Origin of the sequence: Brevibacillus jepli (assembly GCF_047229145.1) — a bacterium.
Lineage (GTDB): Bacteria > Bacillota > Bacilli > Brevibacillales > Brevibacillaceae > Brevibacillus.
In genome coordinates this window covers 14,056-33,541 of record NZ_JBFEFW010000016.1, presented here as the reverse complement: position 1 = coordinate 33,541, position 19,486 = coordinate 14,056, and the positions used below count along the sequence as shown (strand labels likewise).

The following is a 19,486-nucleotide window of genomic DNA, read 5'->3' as shown; positions in this document are numbered from 1 at the left end:
GGTCCTACAATACCTTACTGAGAAACGCTTTGGTTCGCTCATGCTGCGGATTGTCAAAAATCTCAGCAGGTGTGCCTTCTTCCACGATATATCGGCCATCCATGAAAATCACGCGATCCGCTACCTCACTTTAAAAAAATTTAAGGTTTACCCCACTTTTTCTTTTAACAGTTTTCCTTATCCTGATTGGGTGACGAGTCAGGGTGGAACCTGCAACGGAAAAAGTGGGTTTTTTTATTGGCAAAGGATTATCGGAGCGTAAAAGTTGTGGGGGAGGTAAGGGAATGAAAAAGCGTTTGTGGATCTGGCTGGGGGTGGGCGTGCTTGTAGCTGGGTTCAGTAGCTATGCGGTTTCTTCGGGCGATAAGAAGAATGGCGTTCCTGTCACGTTATCAACAGTGGTAACGGCGGATTTGGAAAGCACCATTTTGACTTCGGGCATGGTCAAAGTACGAAATGAGCATACCTTGTTCGCCAACCATGCAGGCGATCTGCGGAATTTCTCGATCAAAGAGGGAGACAAAGTGACGAAAGGGCAGGTAATCGGCAATATCGACATGTCGGATGTCAGCAATGAAATCATGGATATCGAGGCGCAAATAACCATTCAGGAAGCGAATATCGCAAGGCTTTCCAAAGGTCTGGAGCCTGAGGAAGTCACGAAAATGCAGGAGCAGCTCGCCCAGAATGAACGCGAGTATCAAACGGCATTGAAGGACTTTCAACGCACGCAATCGCTGTTTACTGCTGGCGTGTCTACCCAACAGGATGTGGAGCAGGCGAAGCAAAAGCTGCAGACCGCAGAATCAAGCGTGAAGGTCGCGAAGCAAGATTTGCTCTTGAAGCAAAAAGGGCCAGACAAGGCTGAGATTCGCTCCTACGAGGCGCAAATTCAAAAGCTGAATTTGGAAAAAGCGAAATTTGAAAAGCAACGTGTGCAAAGCAGCATCGTGTCTCCGATTGACGGGACGGTACTCTCGATGAAGGTGAAAACAGGGAAGTACTTGAGTAAAGGCGAGGAAATTCTCACGGTTGGAGATACCAATGATGTTATGGTCGAAGCAGGAGTCGGCGCATCTGATTTGCGCAAAATCAAAAGCGGACAGGATGCGGTGGTCTCAGGCATTTCCTTAGGCACAGAACAGTTGCAAGGCAAGGTGTCGCGCATATCTCCTATAGCGGTAACCAGTAAAGAGCGGGACGGAGAGAGTATCAGAGTGCCGGTCACTGTCGATTTGAATGAGACGAGGGAGTATTTGAAGCCAGGTTTTCCTGTGGATGTGGACATCGTCCTGCAAAAAGCAGCAAACGCCATGCAAGTCTCCATTGAGGCAGTTATGACGGATCAGGATGGATCTTCCTTTGTCTGGGTTGCGGAAAATGGCAAAGCAAAGAAGAAAAAAGTGACGACTGGAATTGAAAGTGAGTTGTTCATCCAAATTGAAAGTGGATTGGATGGCAGTGAAGAGTTGATAGCGAATCCGCCGGAAACCTTGCAAGAAAATGAAGCGGTCTTCCAAGCATCTCCCGAAGAGGTTACGGAGTAAAGGAGGATACATATGCTGCATATTGAGGAGTTAACCAAACAGTACAAGACGGATGAGCTGGAGTTGTTCGCTTTGCAAAATGTCAATATCCACGTGGCTCAAGGTGAATTCGTGGCGATCGTGGGACCTTCTGGTTCTGGAAAATCGACGTTTATGAACATGCTGGGTTGTCTGGATCGACCAACCTCAGGCTCGTATGTCTTGGATGGAATTGATGTTACGCAGTTGAAGGATAGGAAGCTGGCGCAGGTACGCAATCAAAAAATCGGCTTTGTCTTTCAATCGTTTCATTTGTTGCCACGTGCCACTTCGCTGCGAAATGTAGAGCTGCCGATGATGTATGCGGGCGTCGGCATGACAGAACGCAAAAAAAGAGCGATAGCGGCGTTGCAGCGTGTCGGACTCGGTCAGCGGATGAATCATAAACCGACGCAGTTGTCTGGCGGTCAAAAACAGCGGGTAGCCATTGCCAGAGCGTTGGTCAACCAGCCAGCGATTTTACTTGCTGACGAGCCGACAGGGAATCTGGACAGTCGTTCCAGCCTCGAGATCATGGCGATTTTTCAGGAGCTGCATGCACAAGGGGTAACGATCCTGCTCGTCACGCACGAGGCTGATATCGCCCAGCACGCCGAACGGATCATTACGTTTCGAGATGGTCAGGTCATCCGAGATGAGCGAGTGGAAAAGCGCTTATTTGCTACTCCGTCCGAAGGGGGAAGCGTCACGTGAATTTACTCGAAAGCTTTCGTACTGCTCTGGAAGGAATTGGGACAAATAAGCTTCGGGCTACCTTGACGATGTCTGGCATCATCATCGGAATCATGTCTGTCATTGCCGTGATTACACTCGGAAACGGTAGTCAACAGGCCTATAACGATCAGTTGGAGAAGCTGGGTGCTACGAATTTCAGCGTTTATTATGGCTGGGACCAGGGACAAGGAAGCAAACTTACTGATTTGACAGTGGAGGATGCAGATGCACTTCCCCAACAATCGCCCTATATTGAAGAGGCCGTGCCGTTCGCCTCTTTTTTTGGAACGATTCGTGGCCCGAAAAAGGGGAAGGACGTCAGTATACAAGGAACAAATGAGGACTTGTTAAAGGTTCAACCGAACTTGAAATTAGTTGCAGGCAGATATTTTACTGCGAAGGAGGTAAGAGAGGCGAGGCCCGTTATCGTTTTAACCGAAAAGTTAGCGGCTGGGCTTTTCGGAGGTGAAGACCCGATTGGCAAGCGTTTGACTTACAATGCAGCATCGGCCGTCGTTATTGGCGTGGTAAGGGAAGACAAGCGGATGTTTGACTATCGATCCGAGGGTGCCTATATGCCGATTACCTTTGTGCACAATGTGGTCGGGATGAAGATGGTTCATGAAATAATCGTAAAAGCCAAGTCGAAAGAAACAATGGAAGCAGCCAAGAGGCACACAGAGAAGTACTTAAACCGCAGGCACGATCGCGAAAACTACTACCAAATCGATAATCTCGAAAATGCCTTGGGTGAGATGGATTCCTTTTCTGGTACGCTGACGACGATCTTTAGTGTTGCTGCCGGGATTGCCCTTTTTGTCGGTGGGATTGGTGTCATGAACATCATGCTTGTATCCGTCACGGAGCGGACAAGAGAAATCGGCATTCGCAAAGCATTAGGCGCGCGGTATGGAGATATTATTCTGCAATTTTTGATCGAATCGATGATTGTGTGTCTGATAGGTGGAACGATTGGGGTGCTGCTCGGCATCGGATCTGCCATGTTTGCCTCGCAGTATGTGGATGTACCCACGCTGATCTCGTGGGAAAGTATCGTGATCGCGTTTGGATTCTCTAGTGCCATCGGTATTTTCTTTGGGCTTTACCCGGCTCACAAGGCAGCTAGGCTGAATCCGATTGATGCCCTGCGATATGAGTAGGGAACGAAAAAGAAATGACTAGCAGATGTCGCTGCTAGTCATTTTCTTATTTACTCACGAACGGATTTTAATGCGGTTGACCAGCTGATTACTTGATTTAACATGTCATTTACATGTGGGATGTGCAATTCGGATGGTTTAAACGTGCTGTAATTTTCAAAGTCAGTAAACAAATTGAATGCAGGGTGTGTGCGAACGTCGGCAACCTGCAATTCCCCCAGGATTCCGCGTAAATGCTCGGCTGCACGCGTTCCGCCTGATGAACCATAGCTGACGATACCAGCCGCTTTGTTGTACCATTCCTTACGCGCTAGGTCGAGTGCGTTTTTTAATACCCCTGTGATGCTGTGGTTGTATTCGGCTGTCACGAATACGAATCCATCCAGGCCGGATAGCTTAGCAGCCCATGCGGCTACTTGTTGCTCACCACTCGGATCGCCAAAGAACGGTAAGTGAAAGTCCGCAATATCAACGATTTCGTAATCTGCGTCTCCTCGTTGATCGGCAACTCCTTTGAGCCACGCACCTACTTGGGGACTGACTCGGCCAGGGCGAGAGCTGCCCAGAATAATCCCGATTTTTAAGCTTGAAGTACTCATTGTTCGTTCCTCCTTATGCGGCTTAGTTTAATGGTAGTTGCTTGGATCAAAGATTATGCTCAAAAAAAATGTCGCAACTGTAAAGCGTTATGAGTAATGAACCGAAAGAAAGTTCCAGTAGAACAAATAGCCCGTATACAGGATGGAGAGCACAGCTGCTGCGCCATTTGCTACCCTCCAGCGATCGCGCTCCTTGGCAGTTCCGATTCGCAGAAGCAAATAAGCGGCGACGACCAACGAAACAATTGGCAGGGAAGCGATAAACACCTGGTAGAAGGCCGGGTAACCGTATACCAGTGCCTCATTCGCATAGGTAAATTGAATGATAAAAAATACGCTATGAAGCAGAGCCATAATGGGAACGATCTTCGAAATGACGTACGATTGCTTGCGCCATTTGCGTAGCCCGAAACGAGCGATCCAGACTAGCGAAAGGAGGGTGAACACGATTCCGGGAATCACGTAGAGAGCCATTAAGACAAATGGACCATCGATGAAGGAGGTGCGAGGGAGTGAAAAGTTCATGGGTCCTGTCATATAAAACTTCCCTTGTTCCTCGTGAAAATATAGCTGTTCCTCACCACCGATTTCCTGAAAGAACTGATCGTCTACCTGCACAAACTTTTTCTCGAGGGATTGCTGTCCTTCATTCTGGAACAAGCCAGTCACGGATAACGTGTGTGCGTCCAATGCTTTCACTGTGTAGTTGTAGCTGCTGAGCAGCCGAAGTCCTTTGCCCCAGCCATTCTCAGGCGTCAAGGTAAGCAGATATTGACCTTCCAGCCTCTTCAATTCGTCTAAAGTTCCATCAACAGGAGTTAGGGGCTTGCGGACTTGTTCTGTTAGGAGTTTATCGGCAAACGCGTTTACGACCTTTCCGTGCAGCTCTAGGCCGGCATGCGTCGCGTTCACCGTAAGGAAGATGCCGAGTGATTCTGAGGGAATCAGCACCATCTTCGAGATAAAGCCATCAATTCCACCGTTTGCCCAGAGGGTAGGAATTCCGTTTTTCGTCTCTCCTTTAAAAAAGCCGTAGCCGATTCCATGCATGCGTTTATGGGCCGCGAATTGCTGGGCGTGCATAAGCTCGACAGTTTCTGGTTTGAGCAGAGAGGTGCCTTTATAGCTGCCTTCCGATAGATGGGCGATCATATAGGGAGCGAAGTCGACTGGTGCCATATTGGCGGCGCCGCTACCAGGAAAAATAATCCCGGAATAAGGAATGGTTTGATAGCTGTTTCCGTCGAAATAATAGCTTTTGGCCAGGTTGCTCCTGTCCTGTGGGAGATACAATTCGGCGGTATTCATACCGAGTGGGCGGAAGATGTTTTCCTGCATATAGTCATGCAAAGATTGACCGGAAGCCTGCTCGACTACACTTCCTAACAATCCGGTGCCGGCATTACTATATTGATATTTGCTGCCTGGCGTGAAAATCGTCTCCTGCGACTGTAGCGTCTCATTTACGGTCTCTGTCGAAAATTCCGGTATCACACTCTGGCGGTTGTCTCTTTTGTAAATCTTTTCATCTATGCCGGCTGTATGTGTGAGCAGGTGGTGGGGTGTGATCGGGCCGTAACGATTATTGGATATTTGGTAGTCTTTTAGGACAGTATTGATATCTTCTCGTAAGGAAAGCTTGCCTTTTTCCACTAGCTGCATCGCTGCCGTAGCTGTAAGCGACTTGGTCACGGAACCAATTCGAAATACCGTACGCTCTGGATCAACGGGGATTTGCTGCTCGACATCGGCAAAACCATAGCCTTTGCTAAAAAGGATGCGATCTCCCTGGGTAATCACAATGGCTGCACCTGGGATATGCAAGTTGTTCATTTCACTTTTCATGAGAGGATCAATCACTTGTTCGATGGATGGAGCAGTGAGCGGTGAGCGAGCATTCGCTACAGATGGGGGCTGTATCAGCATGAGGCAGGATACGAGGAGAATGGCAAACCATTTTCGTAGATCAAATAATGTCATGTTCATCACCTTTCGCGTTTCGCGGTTATCGTCAGTTGTTGTAAGACAGCGATCGGGATGAGTATAGGACGATGAGTATCACGGAGAGAAGTAACAGAATGTCATTGTTTATCGTGATAGTAGCTGACTGCTATCTGATAATATAATGGAGGAAAAGTTTGGATGTAGATGAGGTGTGACAATTGCTTGCATTTGTTAAACGATGGTTGTGGGTCGACTGGATGATCTTCACGATCCACTTTATGTGGGGGGTGACGATTTTTCTCGGTCTTGTCCGCAATCAAGATCAATTGCCCTATCCGCTAGTGATTGCCTTGATCGTCACGGTCATGGTGTTTGTCGTCCCCAGTTATTTGCGTCGATACTCTCGCAACCTATATTTGTTCGTTGAGATTGTTTTGAGTGGGAGCTTGTGCATTGCCTTGAACTTCTTTTTTGAAGGAGTGAAGTGGCAGTTTGTCCTTATCGCTTTTCTCATCGGTTATCACAGTGTGGAACGATCCTATCGCTGGACGGGACCATTGACGATACTGGCGATCCCGCTTCTTGTGGGGGTGGCTGCCGGACTGGAAATGGAGCCGATGGTCGTAAGTGATCTTATTGTGTACCATGGAGGAGCTTATGCGCTTGGCTTCGCCTTTCAATTGCTAAGCCGTATGCATAAACAAGGCTTGATTATTCAAGAACAGAACCAGGTACTGGAGCAATACGCATCCCAAGTCGAGAAAATTACACTGCTGGAAGAACGGGACAAAATGTCACGAGAGCTGCATGACACAATCGGGCATACGATGACATCGCTCATTATGGGGATGGAGATGATGCGACCCAAATTACCAGAAGCGGAGATTAGTCGGCTGGATATGCTTCTGCAGATGGCTCGACAAGGGCTGGATGAATCGAGAGGAATTTTCCACAAGTGGGCTAAAAATGGCTATGAATCTGCAACGAGCATGGAGTCCTCGTTTCACGAGTTGATCGGGCAATTCCAGGAGGCTACCGGGGTGACCGTCAAGCTGCAAGTATACGGTGAAGAATATGCATTGAGCCGTTCCTTGAAACTGACGATGTATCGTTGCTTGCAGGAAACGCTAACCAATGCCGTTCGTCATGGAAAAGCTTCGCATATTCAAGTAGGACTTTATTTTGAAGAATCCCAGATCCGTTTGCAGGTCGAAGATAACGGTGGTGGAAACGGGAAGATCGAATTCGGGTTTGGGTTACAATCGATGAAGGAACGGCTCGAAGCGCTTCAGGGGCGGTTATCGATCTATTGTTTGGAAGAAGGCGGTGTGGCGGTCATCTGTAGTTTGCCGTATAAGAAGGCCGTGCCCAGCACCGGTATTCGTGTCCTCATTGTTGACGATCAGCCATTTGTGAGGGAAAGCTTGCAGGTTGTTTTACATAATCAGCAGGATATACAGGTGGTCGGGGTCGCAGAGAATGGCTTGGAGGCACTAGACATCATTCCAAAAGAAAAACCGGACGTCATACTTCTGGATGTTCAAATGCCTGTCATGGACGGGGCGAAGACGTTACAAGCGGTACGTGAGCGATGGCCGGATATGCGCGTCATTATGCTGACCACCTTCGAAGAGACAACCCTTGCGACCGAAACGCTAGGGAGAGGTGCGAATGGATACTTGTTAAAATCAGTTAGTCCGGTCGAACTCGTAGAGGCAATACGAATCGTCCATCAGGGTGAAGCATTGATTAGCCATAAGATTGCTGAGGTCCTTTTCAAAGAAATGCGCTTGCAGCAAGAAGAGTTGAATGGACTTCGCAAAAAGCAAGGACGCCAGTGTCCCTACGGGTTGACGGAGCGGGAGAGGGGCATATTGGCCTCGTTAGTAGAGGGGCTTCGCATGAAAACGATTGCGGAGAAAATATTTCTGTCTGAAGGAACCGTACGTAATTGCACCACATTGATCTATGCAAAATTGGGTGTAAGAAATCGGGAAGAGGCGGTTAAAAAAGCAAGGGAAGAAGGGCTTGTCGGTTAAGTAAGCAAGGTTTTCAGGCTAATATGATAGAATAGACAGTAATGAAATGGAGGTTGTAACAAAAATGAGTCAATTGCCAAATTGCCCAAAATGTCATTCGGAATATACGTACGAAGATGGAAGCTCCTTGGTATGCCCGGAATGCAGCCATGAGTGGACGCTGCAAGCAGATAGTGACAGTGAAGATAACAAGGTGATCAAGGATGCCAATGGAAATGTCCTGAATGATGGTGACACCGTAACGGTAATCAAAGACCTTAAAGTAAAAGGTACTTCATTGGTCGTGAAAATCGGGACAAAAGTAAAAAATATCCGTTTGATTGAGGGAGATCACGATATTGATTGTAAAATCGATGGTTTCGGCGCGATGAAATTAAAATCGGAATTTGTGAAAAAGGTGTAAGTGATAGTACTTAGAAGATTCGGGGTGGACTCAAATGTCATGTTGCAATATGACTGCTGGGTCGGCCCCTTATTTATATAGAAACCAAATTGATAAGGAGGAGGACAGTGAGAGGGTAGGCTTGTCTGGGAACGCGCAAAAAACTCCCATTGTAATGGAAGTGGAATGAACACAAGGGCTATCCAATGTAAGAGAGAGTGAGGTCCGGTGAGAAAATGATGCGAGTTACTAACTAATTTCTGTAATGACAATACGCACATGGTCCACTGATAGTGCATCGCCTGAGAGGTTGACTAGTTCTAGGCACTGTGGAGGGCCTGGTGGAACAACGACAATGCCGTTTCCCGTACCTTGATTCATCCCGATAGTACCCGGCTGTCCGTCTTGATCCAATCCAGTTCCTGGTATCAGGACCCCGTTTAGTCGGAGAGACGCAAAAATAATCAGGTTAGTCAGAGGTTCAGCATTCATGACATAGTTCACCGAGTAGGAATGTCCGCCGGCTAAAAATATGCAGGATTCTCCAGCAGTATGAGCGATGTCTGTTCCATCTATTACAAATGTATGGAGCAAAGGAATGCCGTCTCCGGGTAGGACTATGATGGGGGTATCTAGTTCGAGTGATCCAAGTTCAACATTAGTAAAACCTGGTGTAGATGAGGTAGGGCCAGTAGGACCTGTAACGTATGTAGTACCAGAAACGCCCATCGTCCCAGTATCCCCCGTTATGTCACTAGAACTTGTGGTCGGAATCGTTAGGATACACGCAAGTTTATTTTGTAAGAGCATATCCTTCTTTATAATAGCTTGCAGTGTGTCGCGCACACTGGAATTAACTGCAAGAAGGTCGCTCAGAGATGCAGTAGCGGTCAACCCTGGTATTGTACCGACGGCATACTGTATTTTTTCTGCTTCAGCATGAATGATATTTCCAAGACCAAGTCCTTCCATGGCAATGGAAGCGAGAATCAGATTGATGGAATCTTCTCTGGTCAGAGTAATGCTTGGTGTTATATTTGGAATGTTCGCTTGCGACACGATATTCATCCTCCCACATTGTGCTTGAAAACACATACTATCTTATTTTCAGATTGGCCGATAGGTGAGAGAAAAATTTTTGACAGGGAGCTCCATGAGTGACCCTCATATGTAGTCTTCATTCGATCAGGTGATAGTTGATTTATGGAAAACAAGTATACCGTTGTCCACTTTCGCGACAATTTTTTTCTCATGATGTAACTCTTTTAAATAGGAGCGGATAATCGAAGTGGTCAAACCGTAGCGGTGCAGGTCGTCTTCAAATTCAAACCTTTTCATTACTTTTTGCACCAATTGTTCAAGAGTGCTTGGCTGTTCATGAATCAATGCTTCAAGGAAATCAGAAGTGTCTCTCATGATGGTGAGATGTTTGTTGATTAAACCTGTTACTGTCTTATACGGTCCACCATGGTAAAGAACATAAGCGTTCAATTTCATCATCGATAATTTCTTAAAGCTTCTTCTGGCTGCCTTCAGATCGTTAAAAAAAAGTAAATCCTGCTTGTTCAAGGTTTTGGGACCAAACAATGCATCTCCGCAGTAAAGAACATGATCGGGGGTAATGATGCCGACCATTCCCGGCGAATGTCCAGGTAAAGAAACGATTTTGAATGGGATAGTATGGATGTGAAATATACCATCAGTGGATGGGAGATAATCTGTTACGTGTGCACGTACACTCTCCTTGTTTTGATCAAGCTTCTCATTAGTTGCTGCTCCTACATCGAAAACAAAAGGTTCGAGAAGCGGATTATCAATAATATAGGAAGCTAAATGCGTTGCATAGATGTGAAGATTGGGGAACCTCTTTTTCAAATATGGATTCCCACCATGATTAACAGCGTGACCATGTGTATGAACAACGGCAAGAACGTGATACCCTTTTTCGCTGATTCTTGCACAAACTTTCTCAATGACAGAGGCATTGGGTCCACTGTCGATGCATACAGCAGTCTTGCTCGACTTGTCAAAATATACACCAATCGCATATTTACCGGAGACGACATAGCTGTTGCCTACCACCTCGAGCAATTCCAAACGATCCATCGTACCTTACTCCTTCACTAGATTCAGAATTAAATGTTGATAATCTTGGTGACATTCCCGATACGTACCTTCACGGAATTCGATAAATAGGGAGGGCGTGGGCGTGCAGTAACTCGCTTAGCCTGCATTTTTTTCTTGGTGCGCACCTTTACTACTTTTGCTACAGGTTTTGGTCGTACGGATTTTCGTTTTTTGTGTGTGCGAATTTTTGCAGCGCTTGCCAGTAATGGAGGGGGTAGGGGTGCTGATACGGGTTGTAGCTTGCTTACTGCTTCGTGCGTCAGCTTCTTCTGATTGGAGCGATCTTCTACCAAGTAAAAAGCTTGTAGCTGGCTAAGATGGTCTTCAATTAAAGTGGCGAGATGTTGGTGAGGAAACGCCCACTTCTTTACCAGCTCCGATAACGGGGCAATCGAAGCGAGGACATGTGCATACGTTTCGCTTGTGATATCGAGTGGAATTCGCCGTCGTTCAGAAATAAAACTGTGAGCAATCTGCTTATTATGTATTTGTGTATGCAGTCTGACTAGCAGACTGATCATCGTCGATATTTGGTAGCCAAATAAAAAAAGTTCGCATTCTTTGGCTTCAGTAAGTCGGGATTCCAACCCTTTGACCAACCGGGCGATGGAATAGGTCAGCTTTAGGACTGCTTGGTCATAGCTACCGTTACCTCTGTTCTCCATGGCAAATGACCTCGAATTCCTGGAATGAATAACGCTTAATAATCGATGGTGGTGTCATCATCCACTAAATCGGAATCATCCATCTCAAGGTTTGATTTTAACGGCCCGGGATACATGTGAATGGCTGCATCCAACTTTTTTAACAAAAGCCATTCCGCCATCAGCATAGAATCCAGAATCGAAATGACAGACCGATTAAATGTGATGATTTCATCATTTGAGGGATTGTTGGGGAAGTCCAAATTTTTCCCAACAAAAGCAAGTGCTTTATCAGCTTCAGCATTTAGCAATCTAGACAGTGCCTCTTCCTTCAGAGAAATCGATTGCAATAAATGACTCAAGGCTTCTTCGCGCGTAGGCACATCATTTGATTGAATGTTATCCTGTAAGGTCATCATCATCCCTCTTCAATAGTCAAGTTACTGATGATCATGCATATGCTCCAATTTGATGATGTCTTCCAGCTTAAACTGCAGCAGCATCTCTGTATGAATGACATTGCGTAACATTCGTTCTACGCTATTACTCAAGACAAGTGCATCGGAGAGCGAGAGGCACTGCTCCTTCACGAGTTTTTGGATTTTTTCCCCCTCTGCATTAATAATGTGAGAAAGACCGATTTCCTCGAGCGCAATCGAGGTTAGAAGCAGATTTAATACTTCGTTGCGCTTCAAGATGATTTCAGGTGTTATATTGGGGACCGTGGGTATTGACATAGGTATCTACATCCTTTGCTTTATTATTTTGTAGGAATAATAAAGACTTGCCGAAAAAGAAGGGAATCTACTTACCAACTATTATATAAACTGGAAACGTCTTCGCAGTACATGTTATGTAGCCGCGATTTTAATATGACAACTTATTCAAAGCAATCGATAATGGAGCATTTCTTTTTTGATGACATCTTGCATCGTTCGGCGAACACTGTTGTTCATGGTAAGAATGTTGGTAAGTGTCCCTACTGGCAACATGAAAAAGCCCGGGTGTACGACCCGGACCATGCACAAGGAAATGTTCCCCCGTGGAATGAGAGAGTTAGCTTCGAGGGATTTGAGGAAGAAGATCATTAACAATATTTTCTAGTCTGTATTGCAAGAGCATTTCTTTTTTGATGGCATCCTGCATAGTTTGGCGTACGCTGTTACTGACGAGGAGAAGGTCTGAGAGTGATGGAGCTGGTGATAGCGCTATTCCGCCTCCAAGTGTGCCTAGTGAGAATTGGAGTTTTTCAGCCTCGGCGAACAGAATGTGGGACAGTGAAAGTTCTTCTAAAGCGATTGATGCGAGCAATAGAGCAACGGTTTGTTCGAGAGTAATGGATATATCAGGGGTAATATTTGGAATGGATGCTTGAGACATAATAATCACCTCATGGTTTAATTGATAAGCCATTTTTGTGAAAGTGATAAATAATCAACAGTTGCGTTTATCCGAAGGGATACGGTAAGAACCCACCCTTTGCTACTTTCTCGAAATCAAGGTATGCACATCAACCTATAGCGGTGTTTGTTTAAATGGCGCATCCGGCTCGAGTCTTTCAGCTAGTAGTGGATAGACAAGTGAACGGCCGTTGCCATGAGGACCGTCCACAATCATGACATCTACCGAATGGACAGGTAAGGGAACTCGCTGATCGAAAGCGGGATCTGTACAATGCTGAGGGGGTTCCCTCCATAGATTCAAAACCCCTTTTTTTTCAAGGTATTGCATGGGATCAAAAATATGCTCCAGGACATGTCAAAAAACGATGGCATCAAAAGTGTCAACATTACGTTCCCGCGTATTGATCTCTAGGTTCGAAAACCAAGAAGACTGCGGCCGTTCTTAAAGCCACAGCTCATTCATATAGTAAAGGGGGACGTAATACGATCTGATCTCATGGAGTTGTGTTAAAGGAGATGAACAGCGTGTCCGGATCACCCCAAATTTCCCTCTGCATGATAGTAAAAAACGAGGCAGAGTGCATTCACAAGTGCTTGGAAAGCGTGAAGGATCTTGTGGATGAGATGATTATCGTAGACACAGGGAGTACCGACAAAACGGTGGAGATATGTGAGTCATTCGGGGCCGTTGTGCATTCGTTTGAGTGGCAGGATAACTTCGCAGAAGCGCGTAACTATGGGATAGAAAAAGCGACGGGCGACTGGATCTTGTGGATGGATGCCGATGAGGAATTGGATAAGGAAGACGGTAAGAAATTGAAAGAGCTGATTCGCGATAAAGAAGATTCGCTTTTTTATATTCATCTAATAAACTACATTGGAGATGAAATAAATGAAGACGATGCTTTTCATATCGCTCACTCACGTTTATTTCGCAATGGCATCGGTTTTCGCTTCCATTTTCCCATTCATGAAACGCTCAACGTAGAAGAGATTCTTCGCGATCTGACCGAGGACAACCAAATTCAAATATTGCCGGTAAGAATCTACCATTACGGATACATGAATGAATGTACCGGCAGAAAGAACAAATTCGAGCGTAATATTCAGCTGTTAATGAAGGAATGGGATAAAGAGGATCACTCGCCTTGGATCGAGTATCATCTTGCCAGTGAATTCTCACGTATCCAGGAGCATGAGAAAACGTTCAAGTTCGTGAATCTGTCTATTATCGGTTTTATCGAAAACCATATGATACCCCCTTCGCTTCTTTATAAGCTGAAATATTCTACGCTGATCTCGATGGGCAGTGCAGAGGGAGCGTGGCCAGGGATTGAGAAGGCTATCGAGCTATATCCCGATTACGTCGATTTGCATCTGTACAAAGGGATTATTCTGTATTTGAAAAAGGAATACAACCGAGCATTGAAGACATTCGATTACTGCTTGGAGCTGGGCGACAGCAACATTCGTCATCTGACCTTGAAGGGATCGGGAAGTTTTCACCCCTGGTATTACAAAGGTCTTTGCTATGAAGGCTTGGGCCAAGCGGAAGAGGCGAAGACAGCCTATCAGACATCGCTAGCGCTGGCGGGGAGCTATGTACCTGCCAAGGAGGCATTGGAGAAGCTGGGTCGGTCATCCGAAGAAAGTTATACGTAAAGCAGCATACAGTATCGAGGCGAAAAGCCGTTTACGTCGATTGCTCAGGCGTAACGGCTTTTTTCGTTATGACGACTGCATGAACAAAATGACGTTAATCAACTTTATTGAGGTAAAAGGTTTTAATAAGCACAATGTTTCCTTTGCGGCAGCGGGTTGTTACAATAAAAAACGCATTTAATCGGTAATAATAATCATTATCATTCACATCAAGTGAGGGACAAAAGATGAAGCGAACAAACAGAATGAAACATCTCGGCTATATGCTATGGACGCTTGCACTGGCAGGTACGGTGTTACTGACCGGTTGCGGCAGTGCAGAGCAACAACCTCCAGCAGCTGGACAAGATAGCGCGCAAACTGCACAAAAACGCATCGTGAAGCATGAGCTGGGCGAATCGGAAATTACCGGAGACCCGAAAAGAGTCGTCGCGTTGGAGTACTCCTTTGTAGACGGGCTATGGGAGCTGGGCGTGACGCCAGTAGGGATTGCTCAAGAGAAGGATAAGGACGTAGAAGGATTGCTAGGTCAAAAAATCGAGTATACCTCTGTCGGAACGCGCCAGCAGCCGAGTCTGGAAGTCATCAGCTCGTTGCAGCCGGATTTGATTATCGGTGATTTGAACCGCCACAAGGACATTTACAAGGATTTGCAAAAAATCGCTCCGACGATCATTTTGAAAAGCCGCAACTCGACTTACCAAGAAAACTTGAGCTCGTTTACCACGATTGGGGAAGCGCTGAACAAGCAAAAGGAAGCAGAACAACGCTTGATCAAGCATAAGGAAATCATCGAAGAGTTTAAGAAGAAGGTGCCAGCTGGGGATTCCCGCAATGTGATGCTGGGTGTATTCCGCGCAGATTCGTTGTCTGCACATGGTGCGAAATCGTTTGATGGCGAATTACTCGAAATGATTGGAATCAAAAATGCGATTCAAGATGCACCAGAACCAACGGTAAAAATCAGTCTGGAGCAAATGGTGCAGTGGGACCCGGATGTTATTTTCTTGGCAGAAGCAGACGATGCTCTGTTGAACGAATGGAAGCAGAATGAGCTCTGGAACAATATCACCGCCGTCAAAAACAAGGAAGTATACAAAGTGAATCGTGACCTCTGGACCCGCTATCGCGGACTGAAATCCGCGGAACGTATTGTCGAAGAGGCAGTGAAACTTTTGTACAGTAAGGATAAATAAGAACACATGCGATGCAAATGCTGGAAAGACCGATCACCTGATCTGGTCTTTTCGGTGTTCATGCACGTAGTAGTTGATCGAGGTGGCTTGTATTGCAGAAAACAACGACACGACAACCGAAAGTTACCTTTGCACTCATTGCAATCAGCTTGGCGATCCTCTTGTTCATTGGTTTGTTGCTGAGCTTGTTTACCGGAGTAGCGTCGCTTCAGATCCGATCGCTATTGACGCATTGGCTATCGGGTGAGTACTCCAAGGAGCTGCTGATTTTCCAAACCATCCGCGTTCCGAGAGCAGTATTGGGAGCCATCATCGGAGCGAATTTGGCTGTGGCGGGGGCCGTGATGCAAGCCGTTACCCGCAATCCGCTCGCATCTCCGCAAGTATTTGGTGTGAACGCAGGTGCTTGTCTGGTGGTCGTACTCGCGATTGTGTTTTTACCGGATATCGGGAAGGCCAATCTGATCTATTTTGCGTTTGCCGGAGCGATTCTTGGCGGACTCACTGTTTTTGGATTCGCAGCTTCCCGTGGTATGACTAATCTCAAGATCGCTTTGGTAGGGATGGCGATCCACCTGCTGCTCACCTCCATTACGAAGGGGATTATCATCTTTAACGAACAGATTTCCAATGTATTGTACTGGCTGTCCGGCTCCATTAGTGGTGCGGCATGGACGGATGTGCAGTTGATTTTGCCGTGGTCGATTGCGGGACTCTTGTTGGCGATTTGGCTGTCCGGCTCGTTGTCCGTATTTCGACTAGGTGAGGAAGTCGCGATGGGGCTGGGACAAAAGATCGCTCGCGTCCGACTGCTGTCTTATGTCGTGATCGTGATGTTGGCAGGCGCATCTGTAGCTGTCGCCGGAGCTGTCGGGTTCGTCGGATTGATGATTCCGCATATCGCCAGAAAGCTCGTCGGTACCGACTATCGGGTAGTCATCCCTGTGTCTGCACTTGGTGGTGCTGTTTTGGTCACAATGTCCGATGTGCTGGCTCGCTTGATTTCCTATCCGTTTGAGTCTCCAGTAGGGATTGTAACGGCGCTCCTGGGAACCCCGTTCTTCCTTTATCTGGCGAGAAAAAAGGGGAGGGAAATGGTATGACACATAGGAAAAACACCCTGCTCCTGATTGGCCTCGGTGCCTTGGTTCTATTGGCCGCACTGCTTAGCATGGGGATCGGGGCAATCTATATCAACCCTGATCAAATCATCCAGGTGCTGATGGGCGAACAGTCGTCGCTCACGTTTATGATTGAAAACTATCGACTGCCAAGGGCATTGCTTGCGATTCTTGCAGGAGCTGGCTTCGCGATCTCAGGTGTTATTTTGCAGGGAATGATCCGCAATCCACTGGCTTCGCCGGACGTCGTTGGTGTAACCAAAGGTGCGGGCTTGTTTGCGGTCATCGTCATCATTCTGTTTCCAACCGCATCACCGCTGCTTCTTCCGATTGTTGCGTTTTTGGGCGCACTTGCAGTAGCAATTGCCCTCATCTATTTCGCTCGAAAAAGCGGAGCATCACCTACCACATTTGCCTTGGTTGGTATGGGGGTAGGGGCGATCTGTCAAGCGTTGACGGAATTCATCATGGTGAAGTATCCACTGCAAGCGAATGATTCTCTTGTCTGGCTGGCAGGGAGCTTGTGGGGGAAAGGCTGGGATGAGATTTACGCTTTGCTGCCGTGGCTGCTCGTATTCATTCCCATTAGCCTGGCCCTGCATCGAAAGCTGGACATTATCAGTCTGGATGAAGGGAGTTCTACGGGGCTAGGGCTGAATGTCGAGCGGACACGCTATGTGCTATTGCTGCTCGCGGTAGCGTTGGCAGGCGCATGTGTAGCAGCGATTGGCTCGATTGGCTTTGTTGGTTTGATTGCGCCACATATGGCGAGAAAGCTGTTCGGCCATCAGCATCGTTATCTGATGCCGGGTGCAGCTGTTCTGGGTGCGTTGATTCTCGTGATTGCAGATGCATTGGGGAGAGGACTGAATCCTCCGGTAGAGATTCCCGCGGGTATCGTGACGGCGGTCATCGGTGTTCCCTACTTCTTGTATTTGGTGCGTCAAGAGAAGAAAAAGTAAATGGATGAGATAAGGCCATCTGCTCCTCTTAGGCGAGGAGGGACAGATGGCTTTTTTCTATTCGGGTTCTTCTTCGAAAAAATCGCCCTGTTCCAAGGCATACACAAAGTTTTGCAGCCATTCGTAGTACTTTTTCGCATGTCTGAGCTTGTGCAAATCTTGGAGAGCGAGCTTTCGTTCCTCATCGGAGGTACTTTCCTGAAGGATGAGCTCGGTTAAATCAGGTAGTGCTTGCTCGATGGCCTCGGTCATCACATCGACTTCACGCTGTAGCTTATGAGAGAAGAAGTTTTGGAACGCTGTGAAAAAATTAGTCTCCGCTGCATACAGCTCTTTTCGCTCCTGCTTTTCCTCCAGTTTTTTGACCATCCGGGACTCTACTAATGATCGAACGGCATAGCTCATGTTGCTTTTGCTCATATTCATCTGTGTTTTCATCTCGTCGAGCGTCATCGGACGGTTCTCGAAAAACATGACACCGTACAGCTGACCCGAAGAATGGGTAGCGCCATACAAGTCCATCGTTTCTGCTATGGCTTCGATCATTTGCTTACGGATGTGCAGCCGTTTTTCGTCTTGTACATTTTCCGCGTTCAAAGACATGCGATTATTCACTTCCCCCTAGTGCAACAGTCAGATCGGTTCGTTCAACGGTTTTTGTATGATACTTCCATTATAGCAAAAAAATCTGATCTGCTAGGCAATAAAGCAAAAGCTAAGGGGTATTTACGCAATCTTAATGCTCAATTAACAGACGATCCATGGGCAAAAAACAATGCGAGTGTACAATAATTTTTGAACACATATTGGTTTTTATCCGATATTTTCTTTCAGAAAAGGAGAATCAACGTGAAAATCAAGTGGAATGTGATGGCAGCAACGTTGGTCATGACGAGTCTGTTGACAGGCTGCGGAGTACCGAAGACAGAGGGGACTGCAACAAACAGCGGTCAGGCTGGTTCTGAGGCTACGTTGTCTAAAGCTACTGGAGAAATCAATGTGTACACGGCAATTGAAGATGAACAGATCAAGACGTATCTGACTTCTTTCAAAGAGCAATACCCGGATATCAAAGTAAACATCGTCCGTGACTCTACAGGCATCATGACAGCCAAGCTGATTGCCGAGAAGGATAATCCGCAAGCGGACGTGATCTGGGGTCTGGCTGCAACTAGTCTCTTGGTGATGGACGATATGCAAATGCTTGAGCCCTATGCTCCCAAAGGCGTAGATCGTGTTCTGCCTGAATTCAAAGACAAAGCTAACCCGCCGAAATGGGTAGGTATGGATATTTGGGAGACAGCCATTATTGTCAACAAAGCAGAAATGGAAAAGCGCAATCTGGCAATCCCACAGTCGTATGAAGATTTAGTCAAGCCAGAATACAAAGGCCTGATTGCGATGCCTCACCCTGCATCTTCTGGAACGGGCTACTTGACCGTCAATGCGCTGCATCAGCTGTACGGCAAGGACAAGGCGTGGGCATACATGGACAAGCTGCACGAAAACATGATGGTCTACACGCACTCTGGCTCCAAGCCAGCGAAGATGGCTTCCTCAGGTGAAGCGCCAATCGGTATCTCTTATGGATATAGCGGTATTCAGGAACAGAAAAAAGGCGCACCAGTCGAGGTTGTGTTCCCGAAAGAAGGATCGGGCTGGGATATGGAAGCGAGTGCTCTTGTGAAGAAGAAGGACATCAAGCCGGAAGCAAAATTGTTCCTGGACTGGGCAATCAGCGATGAGCCAATGAAGGAATACAACAAAAACTATGCGATTTTAAGTATCAAACAAGAAGGCAGTCAAATTCCGGAAGGCTACAAACAAGATCCGGTATCGCAGCTGACCAAGCTGGACTTGTATCAAGCAGCAAGAGACCGCGAAGGCATTCTGGCAGAGTGGGAGCAGAAGTACGGCTCCAAGGCTGAACCGAAAAAGTAAAGAATA

Annotated in this window: 20 protein-coding genes and 1 pseudogene; 10 read left to right on the top strand and 11 right to left on the bottom strand. The window is 46.8% G+C overall.

Going from position 1 to position 19,486, the window contains the following annotated elements:
• Positions 1–4: 4 nt before the first annotated feature.
• Positions 5–127: pseudogene (locus tag AB1L17_RS18085) on the bottom strand (peptide ABC transporter ATP-binding protein); the annotation flags it as partial.
• Positions 128–284: 157 nt separating this feature from the next.
• Here AB1L17_RS18085 and AB1L17_RS18080 point away from each other — a divergent pair.
• Genes AB1L17_RS18080 through AB1L17_RS18070 form a run of 3 tightly spaced genes read left to right on the top strand, consistent with a single transcriptional unit; the run spans position 285 to position 3,460 of the window.
• Entirely contained in the window at positions 285–1,547 is a 1,263-nt protein-coding gene (locus AB1L17_RS18080; RefSeq protein ID WP_412846343.1) for an efflux RND transporter periplasmic adaptor subunit, read from the top strand.
• A gap of 12 nt (positions 1,548–1,559) precedes the next feature.
• On the top strand, positions 1,560–2,279 hold the full coding sequence (locus tag AB1L17_RS18075; RefSeq protein ID WP_412846342.1) for an ABC transporter ATP-binding protein: 720 nt from the start codon (positions 1,560–1,562) through the stop codon (positions 2,277–2,279).
• Positions 2,276–3,460, top strand: coding sequence for an ABC transporter permease (locus AB1L17_RS18070; RefSeq protein WP_412846341.1), 1,185 nt, complete (start codon positions 2,276–2,278; stop codon positions 3,458–3,460). Before AB1L17_RS18075 ends, AB1L17_RS18070 begins: the two co-directional genes overlap by 4 nt.
• A 50-nt stretch (positions 3,461–3,510) precedes the next feature.
• Here the strand turns inward: AB1L17_RS18070 and AB1L17_RS18065 are convergent, their stop codons facing one another.
• Entirely contained in the window at positions 3,511–4,059 is a 549-nt protein-coding gene (locus AB1L17_RS18065) for an NADPH-dependent FMN reductase (protein WP_412846340.1), read from the bottom strand.
• Positions 4,060–4,146: 87 nt separating this feature from the next.
• Positions 4,147–6,039 (bottom strand): serine hydrolase domain-containing protein, encoded by a 1,893-nt coding sequence (locus tag AB1L17_RS18060; RefSeq protein WP_412846339.1) that lies wholly within the window; start codon positions 6,037–6,039, stop codon positions 4,147–4,149.
• A gap of 182 nt (positions 6,040–6,221) precedes the next feature.
• On the opposite strand from AB1L17_RS18060, the gene AB1L17_RS18055 reads away from it, so the two are divergent.
• Positions 6,222–8,042 (top strand): hybrid sensor histidine kinase/response regulator transcription factor, encoded by a 1,821-nt coding sequence (locus AB1L17_RS18055; protein ID WP_412846337.1) that lies wholly within the window; start codon positions 6,222–6,224, stop codon positions 8,040–8,042.
• Between the two features lie 64 nt (positions 8,043–8,106).
• Positions 8,107–8,445 (top strand): zinc ribbon domain-containing protein YjdM, encoded by a 339-nt coding sequence (locus AB1L17_RS18050; RefSeq protein WP_412846336.1) that lies wholly within the window; start codon positions 8,107–8,109, stop codon positions 8,443–8,445.
• A 228-nt stretch (positions 8,446–8,673) separates the two neighbouring features.
• On the opposite strand, the gene AB1L17_RS18045 is transcribed toward AB1L17_RS18050, so the two are convergent.
• The 7 genes from AB1L17_RS18045 to AB1L17_RS18015 form a co-directional block, all read right to left on the bottom strand.
• A complete protein-coding gene (locus AB1L17_RS18045; protein WP_412846335.1) occupies positions 8,674–9,483 on the bottom strand; it encodes an alpha-helical endospore appendage domain-containing protein in 810 nt (269 codons plus the stop codon).
• A gap of 126 nt (positions 9,484–9,609) precedes the next feature.
• Positions 9,610–10,530, bottom strand: a complete 921-nt coding sequence (locus AB1L17_RS18040; protein WP_412846334.1) for an MBL fold metallo-hydrolase — start codon at positions 10,528–10,530, stop codon at positions 9,610–9,612.
• 29 nt (positions 10,531–10,559) lie between these two features.
• Positions 10,560–11,216, bottom strand: coding sequence for a hypothetical protein (locus tag AB1L17_RS18035; RefSeq protein ID WP_412846333.1), 657 nt, complete (start codon positions 11,214–11,216; stop codon positions 10,560–10,562).
• A 35-nt stretch (positions 11,217–11,251) separates the two neighbouring features.
• A complete protein-coding gene (locus AB1L17_RS18030) occupies positions 11,252–11,611 on the bottom strand; it encodes an alpha-helical endospore appendage domain-containing protein (RefSeq protein WP_412846332.1) in 360 nt (119 codons plus the stop codon).
• Between the two features lie 24 nt (positions 11,612–11,635).
• A complete protein-coding gene (locus AB1L17_RS18025) occupies positions 11,636–11,932 on the bottom strand; it encodes an alpha-helical endospore appendage domain-containing protein (protein WP_412846331.1) in 297 nt (98 codons plus the stop codon).
• 147 nt (positions 11,933–12,079) lie between these two features.
• Complete coding sequence (locus AB1L17_RS18020; protein WP_412846330.1) at positions 12,080–12,223, bottom strand: hypothetical protein; 144 nt, start codon at positions 12,221–12,223, stop codon at positions 12,080–12,082.
• A gap of 28 nt (positions 12,224–12,251) precedes the next feature.
• Complete coding sequence (locus AB1L17_RS18015) at positions 12,252–12,575, bottom strand: alpha-helical endospore appendage domain-containing protein (protein WP_412846329.1); 324 nt, start codon at positions 12,573–12,575, stop codon at positions 12,252–12,254.
• Between the two features lie 548 nt (positions 12,576–13,123).
• Between AB1L17_RS18015 and AB1L17_RS18010 the strand changes: the two genes are divergently transcribed.
• The 4 genes from AB1L17_RS18010 (at position 13,124) to AB1L17_RS17995 (ending at position 17,539) form a co-directional block, all read left to right on the top strand.
• On the top strand, positions 13,124–14,260 hold the full coding sequence (locus AB1L17_RS18010) for a glycosyltransferase (RefSeq protein ID WP_412846328.1): 1,137 nt from the start codon (positions 13,124–13,126) through the stop codon (positions 14,258–14,260).
• A 227-nt stretch (positions 14,261–14,487) separates the two neighbouring features.
• A complete protein-coding gene (locus AB1L17_RS18005) occupies positions 14,488–15,456 on the top strand; it encodes an ABC transporter substrate-binding protein (RefSeq protein ID WP_412846327.1) in 969 nt (322 codons plus the stop codon).
• A 92-nt stretch (positions 15,457–15,548) separates the two neighbouring features.
• Positions 15,549–16,559, top strand: a complete 1,011-nt coding sequence (locus tag AB1L17_RS18000) for a FecCD family ABC transporter permease (RefSeq protein WP_412846326.1) — start codon at positions 15,549–15,551, stop codon at positions 16,557–16,559.
• Entirely contained in the window at positions 16,556–17,539 is a 984-nt protein-coding gene (locus AB1L17_RS17995) for a FecCD family ABC transporter permease (RefSeq protein ID WP_412846325.1), read from the top strand. Before AB1L17_RS18000 ends, AB1L17_RS17995 begins: the two co-directional genes overlap by 4 nt.
• A 57-nt stretch (positions 17,540–17,596) precedes the next feature.
• Here AB1L17_RS17995 and AB1L17_RS17990 read toward each other — a convergent pair whose 3' ends face one another.
• Positions 17,597–18,142, bottom strand: coding sequence for a GbsR/MarR family transcriptional regulator (locus AB1L17_RS17990; RefSeq protein ID WP_412846324.1), 546 nt, complete (start codon positions 18,140–18,142; stop codon positions 17,597–17,599).
• A 267-nt stretch (positions 18,143–18,409) separates the two neighbouring features.
• Between AB1L17_RS17990 and AB1L17_RS17985 the strand changes: the two genes are divergently transcribed.
• Entirely contained in the window at positions 18,410–19,480 is a 1,071-nt protein-coding gene (locus tag AB1L17_RS17985; protein WP_486599048.1) for a putative 2-aminoethylphosphonate ABC transporter substrate-binding protein, read from the top strand.
• Positions 19,481–19,486 lie beyond the last annotated feature (6 nt).

Coding starts and splice junctions, on each gene's coding strand:
- AB1L17_RS18005 (WP_412846327.1), top strand. CDS start 14,488: ATGAAGCGAACAAACAGAATGAAACATCTCGGCTATATGCTATGGACG.
- AB1L17_RS18030 (WP_412846332.1), bottom strand. CDS start 11,611: ATGACCTTACAGGATAACATTCAATCAAATGATGTGCCTACGCGCGAA.
- AB1L17_RS18035 (WP_412846333.1), bottom strand. CDS start 11,216: ATGGAGAACAGAGGTAACGGTAGCTATGACCAAGCAGTCCTAAAGCTG.
- AB1L17_RS18080 (WP_412846343.1), top strand. CDS start 285: ATGAAAAAGCGTTTGTGGATCTGGCTGGGGGTGGGCGTGCTTGTAGCT.
- AB1L17_RS17985 (WP_486599048.1), top strand. CDS start 18,410: ATGGCAGCAACGTTGGTCATGACGAGTCTGTTGACAGGCTGCGGAGTA.
- AB1L17_RS18040 (WP_412846334.1), bottom strand. CDS start 10,530: ATGGATCGTTTGGAATTGCTCGAGGTGGTAGGCAACAGCTATGTCGTC.
- AB1L17_RS18065 (WP_412846340.1), bottom strand. CDS start 4,059: ATGAGTACTTCAAGCTTAAAAATCGGGATTATTCTGGGCAGCTCTCGC.
- AB1L17_RS18075 (WP_412846342.1), top strand. CDS start 1,560: ATGCTGCATATTGAGGAGTTAACCAAACAGTACAAGACGGATGAGCTG.
- AB1L17_RS18025 (WP_412846331.1), bottom strand. CDS start 11,932: ATGTCAATACCCACGGTCCCCAATATAACACCTGAAATCATCTTGAAG.
- AB1L17_RS18060 (WP_412846339.1), bottom strand. CDS start 6,039: ATGACATTATTTGATCTACGAAAATGGTTTGCCATTCTCCTCGTATCC.
- AB1L17_RS18015 (WP_412846329.1), bottom strand. CDS start 12,575: ATGTCTCAAGCATCCATTCCAAATATTACCCCTGATATATCCATTACT.
- AB1L17_RS17995 (WP_412846325.1), top strand. CDS start 16,556: ATGACACATAGGAAAAACACCCTGCTCCTGATTGGCCTCGGTGCCTTG.
- AB1L17_RS17990 (WP_412846324.1), bottom strand. CDS start 18,142: ATGTCTTTGAACGCGGAAAATGTACAAGACGAAAAACGGCTGCACATC.
- AB1L17_RS18050 (WP_412846336.1), top strand. CDS start 8,107: ATGAGTCAATTGCCAAATTGCCCAAAATGTCATTCGGAATATACGTAC.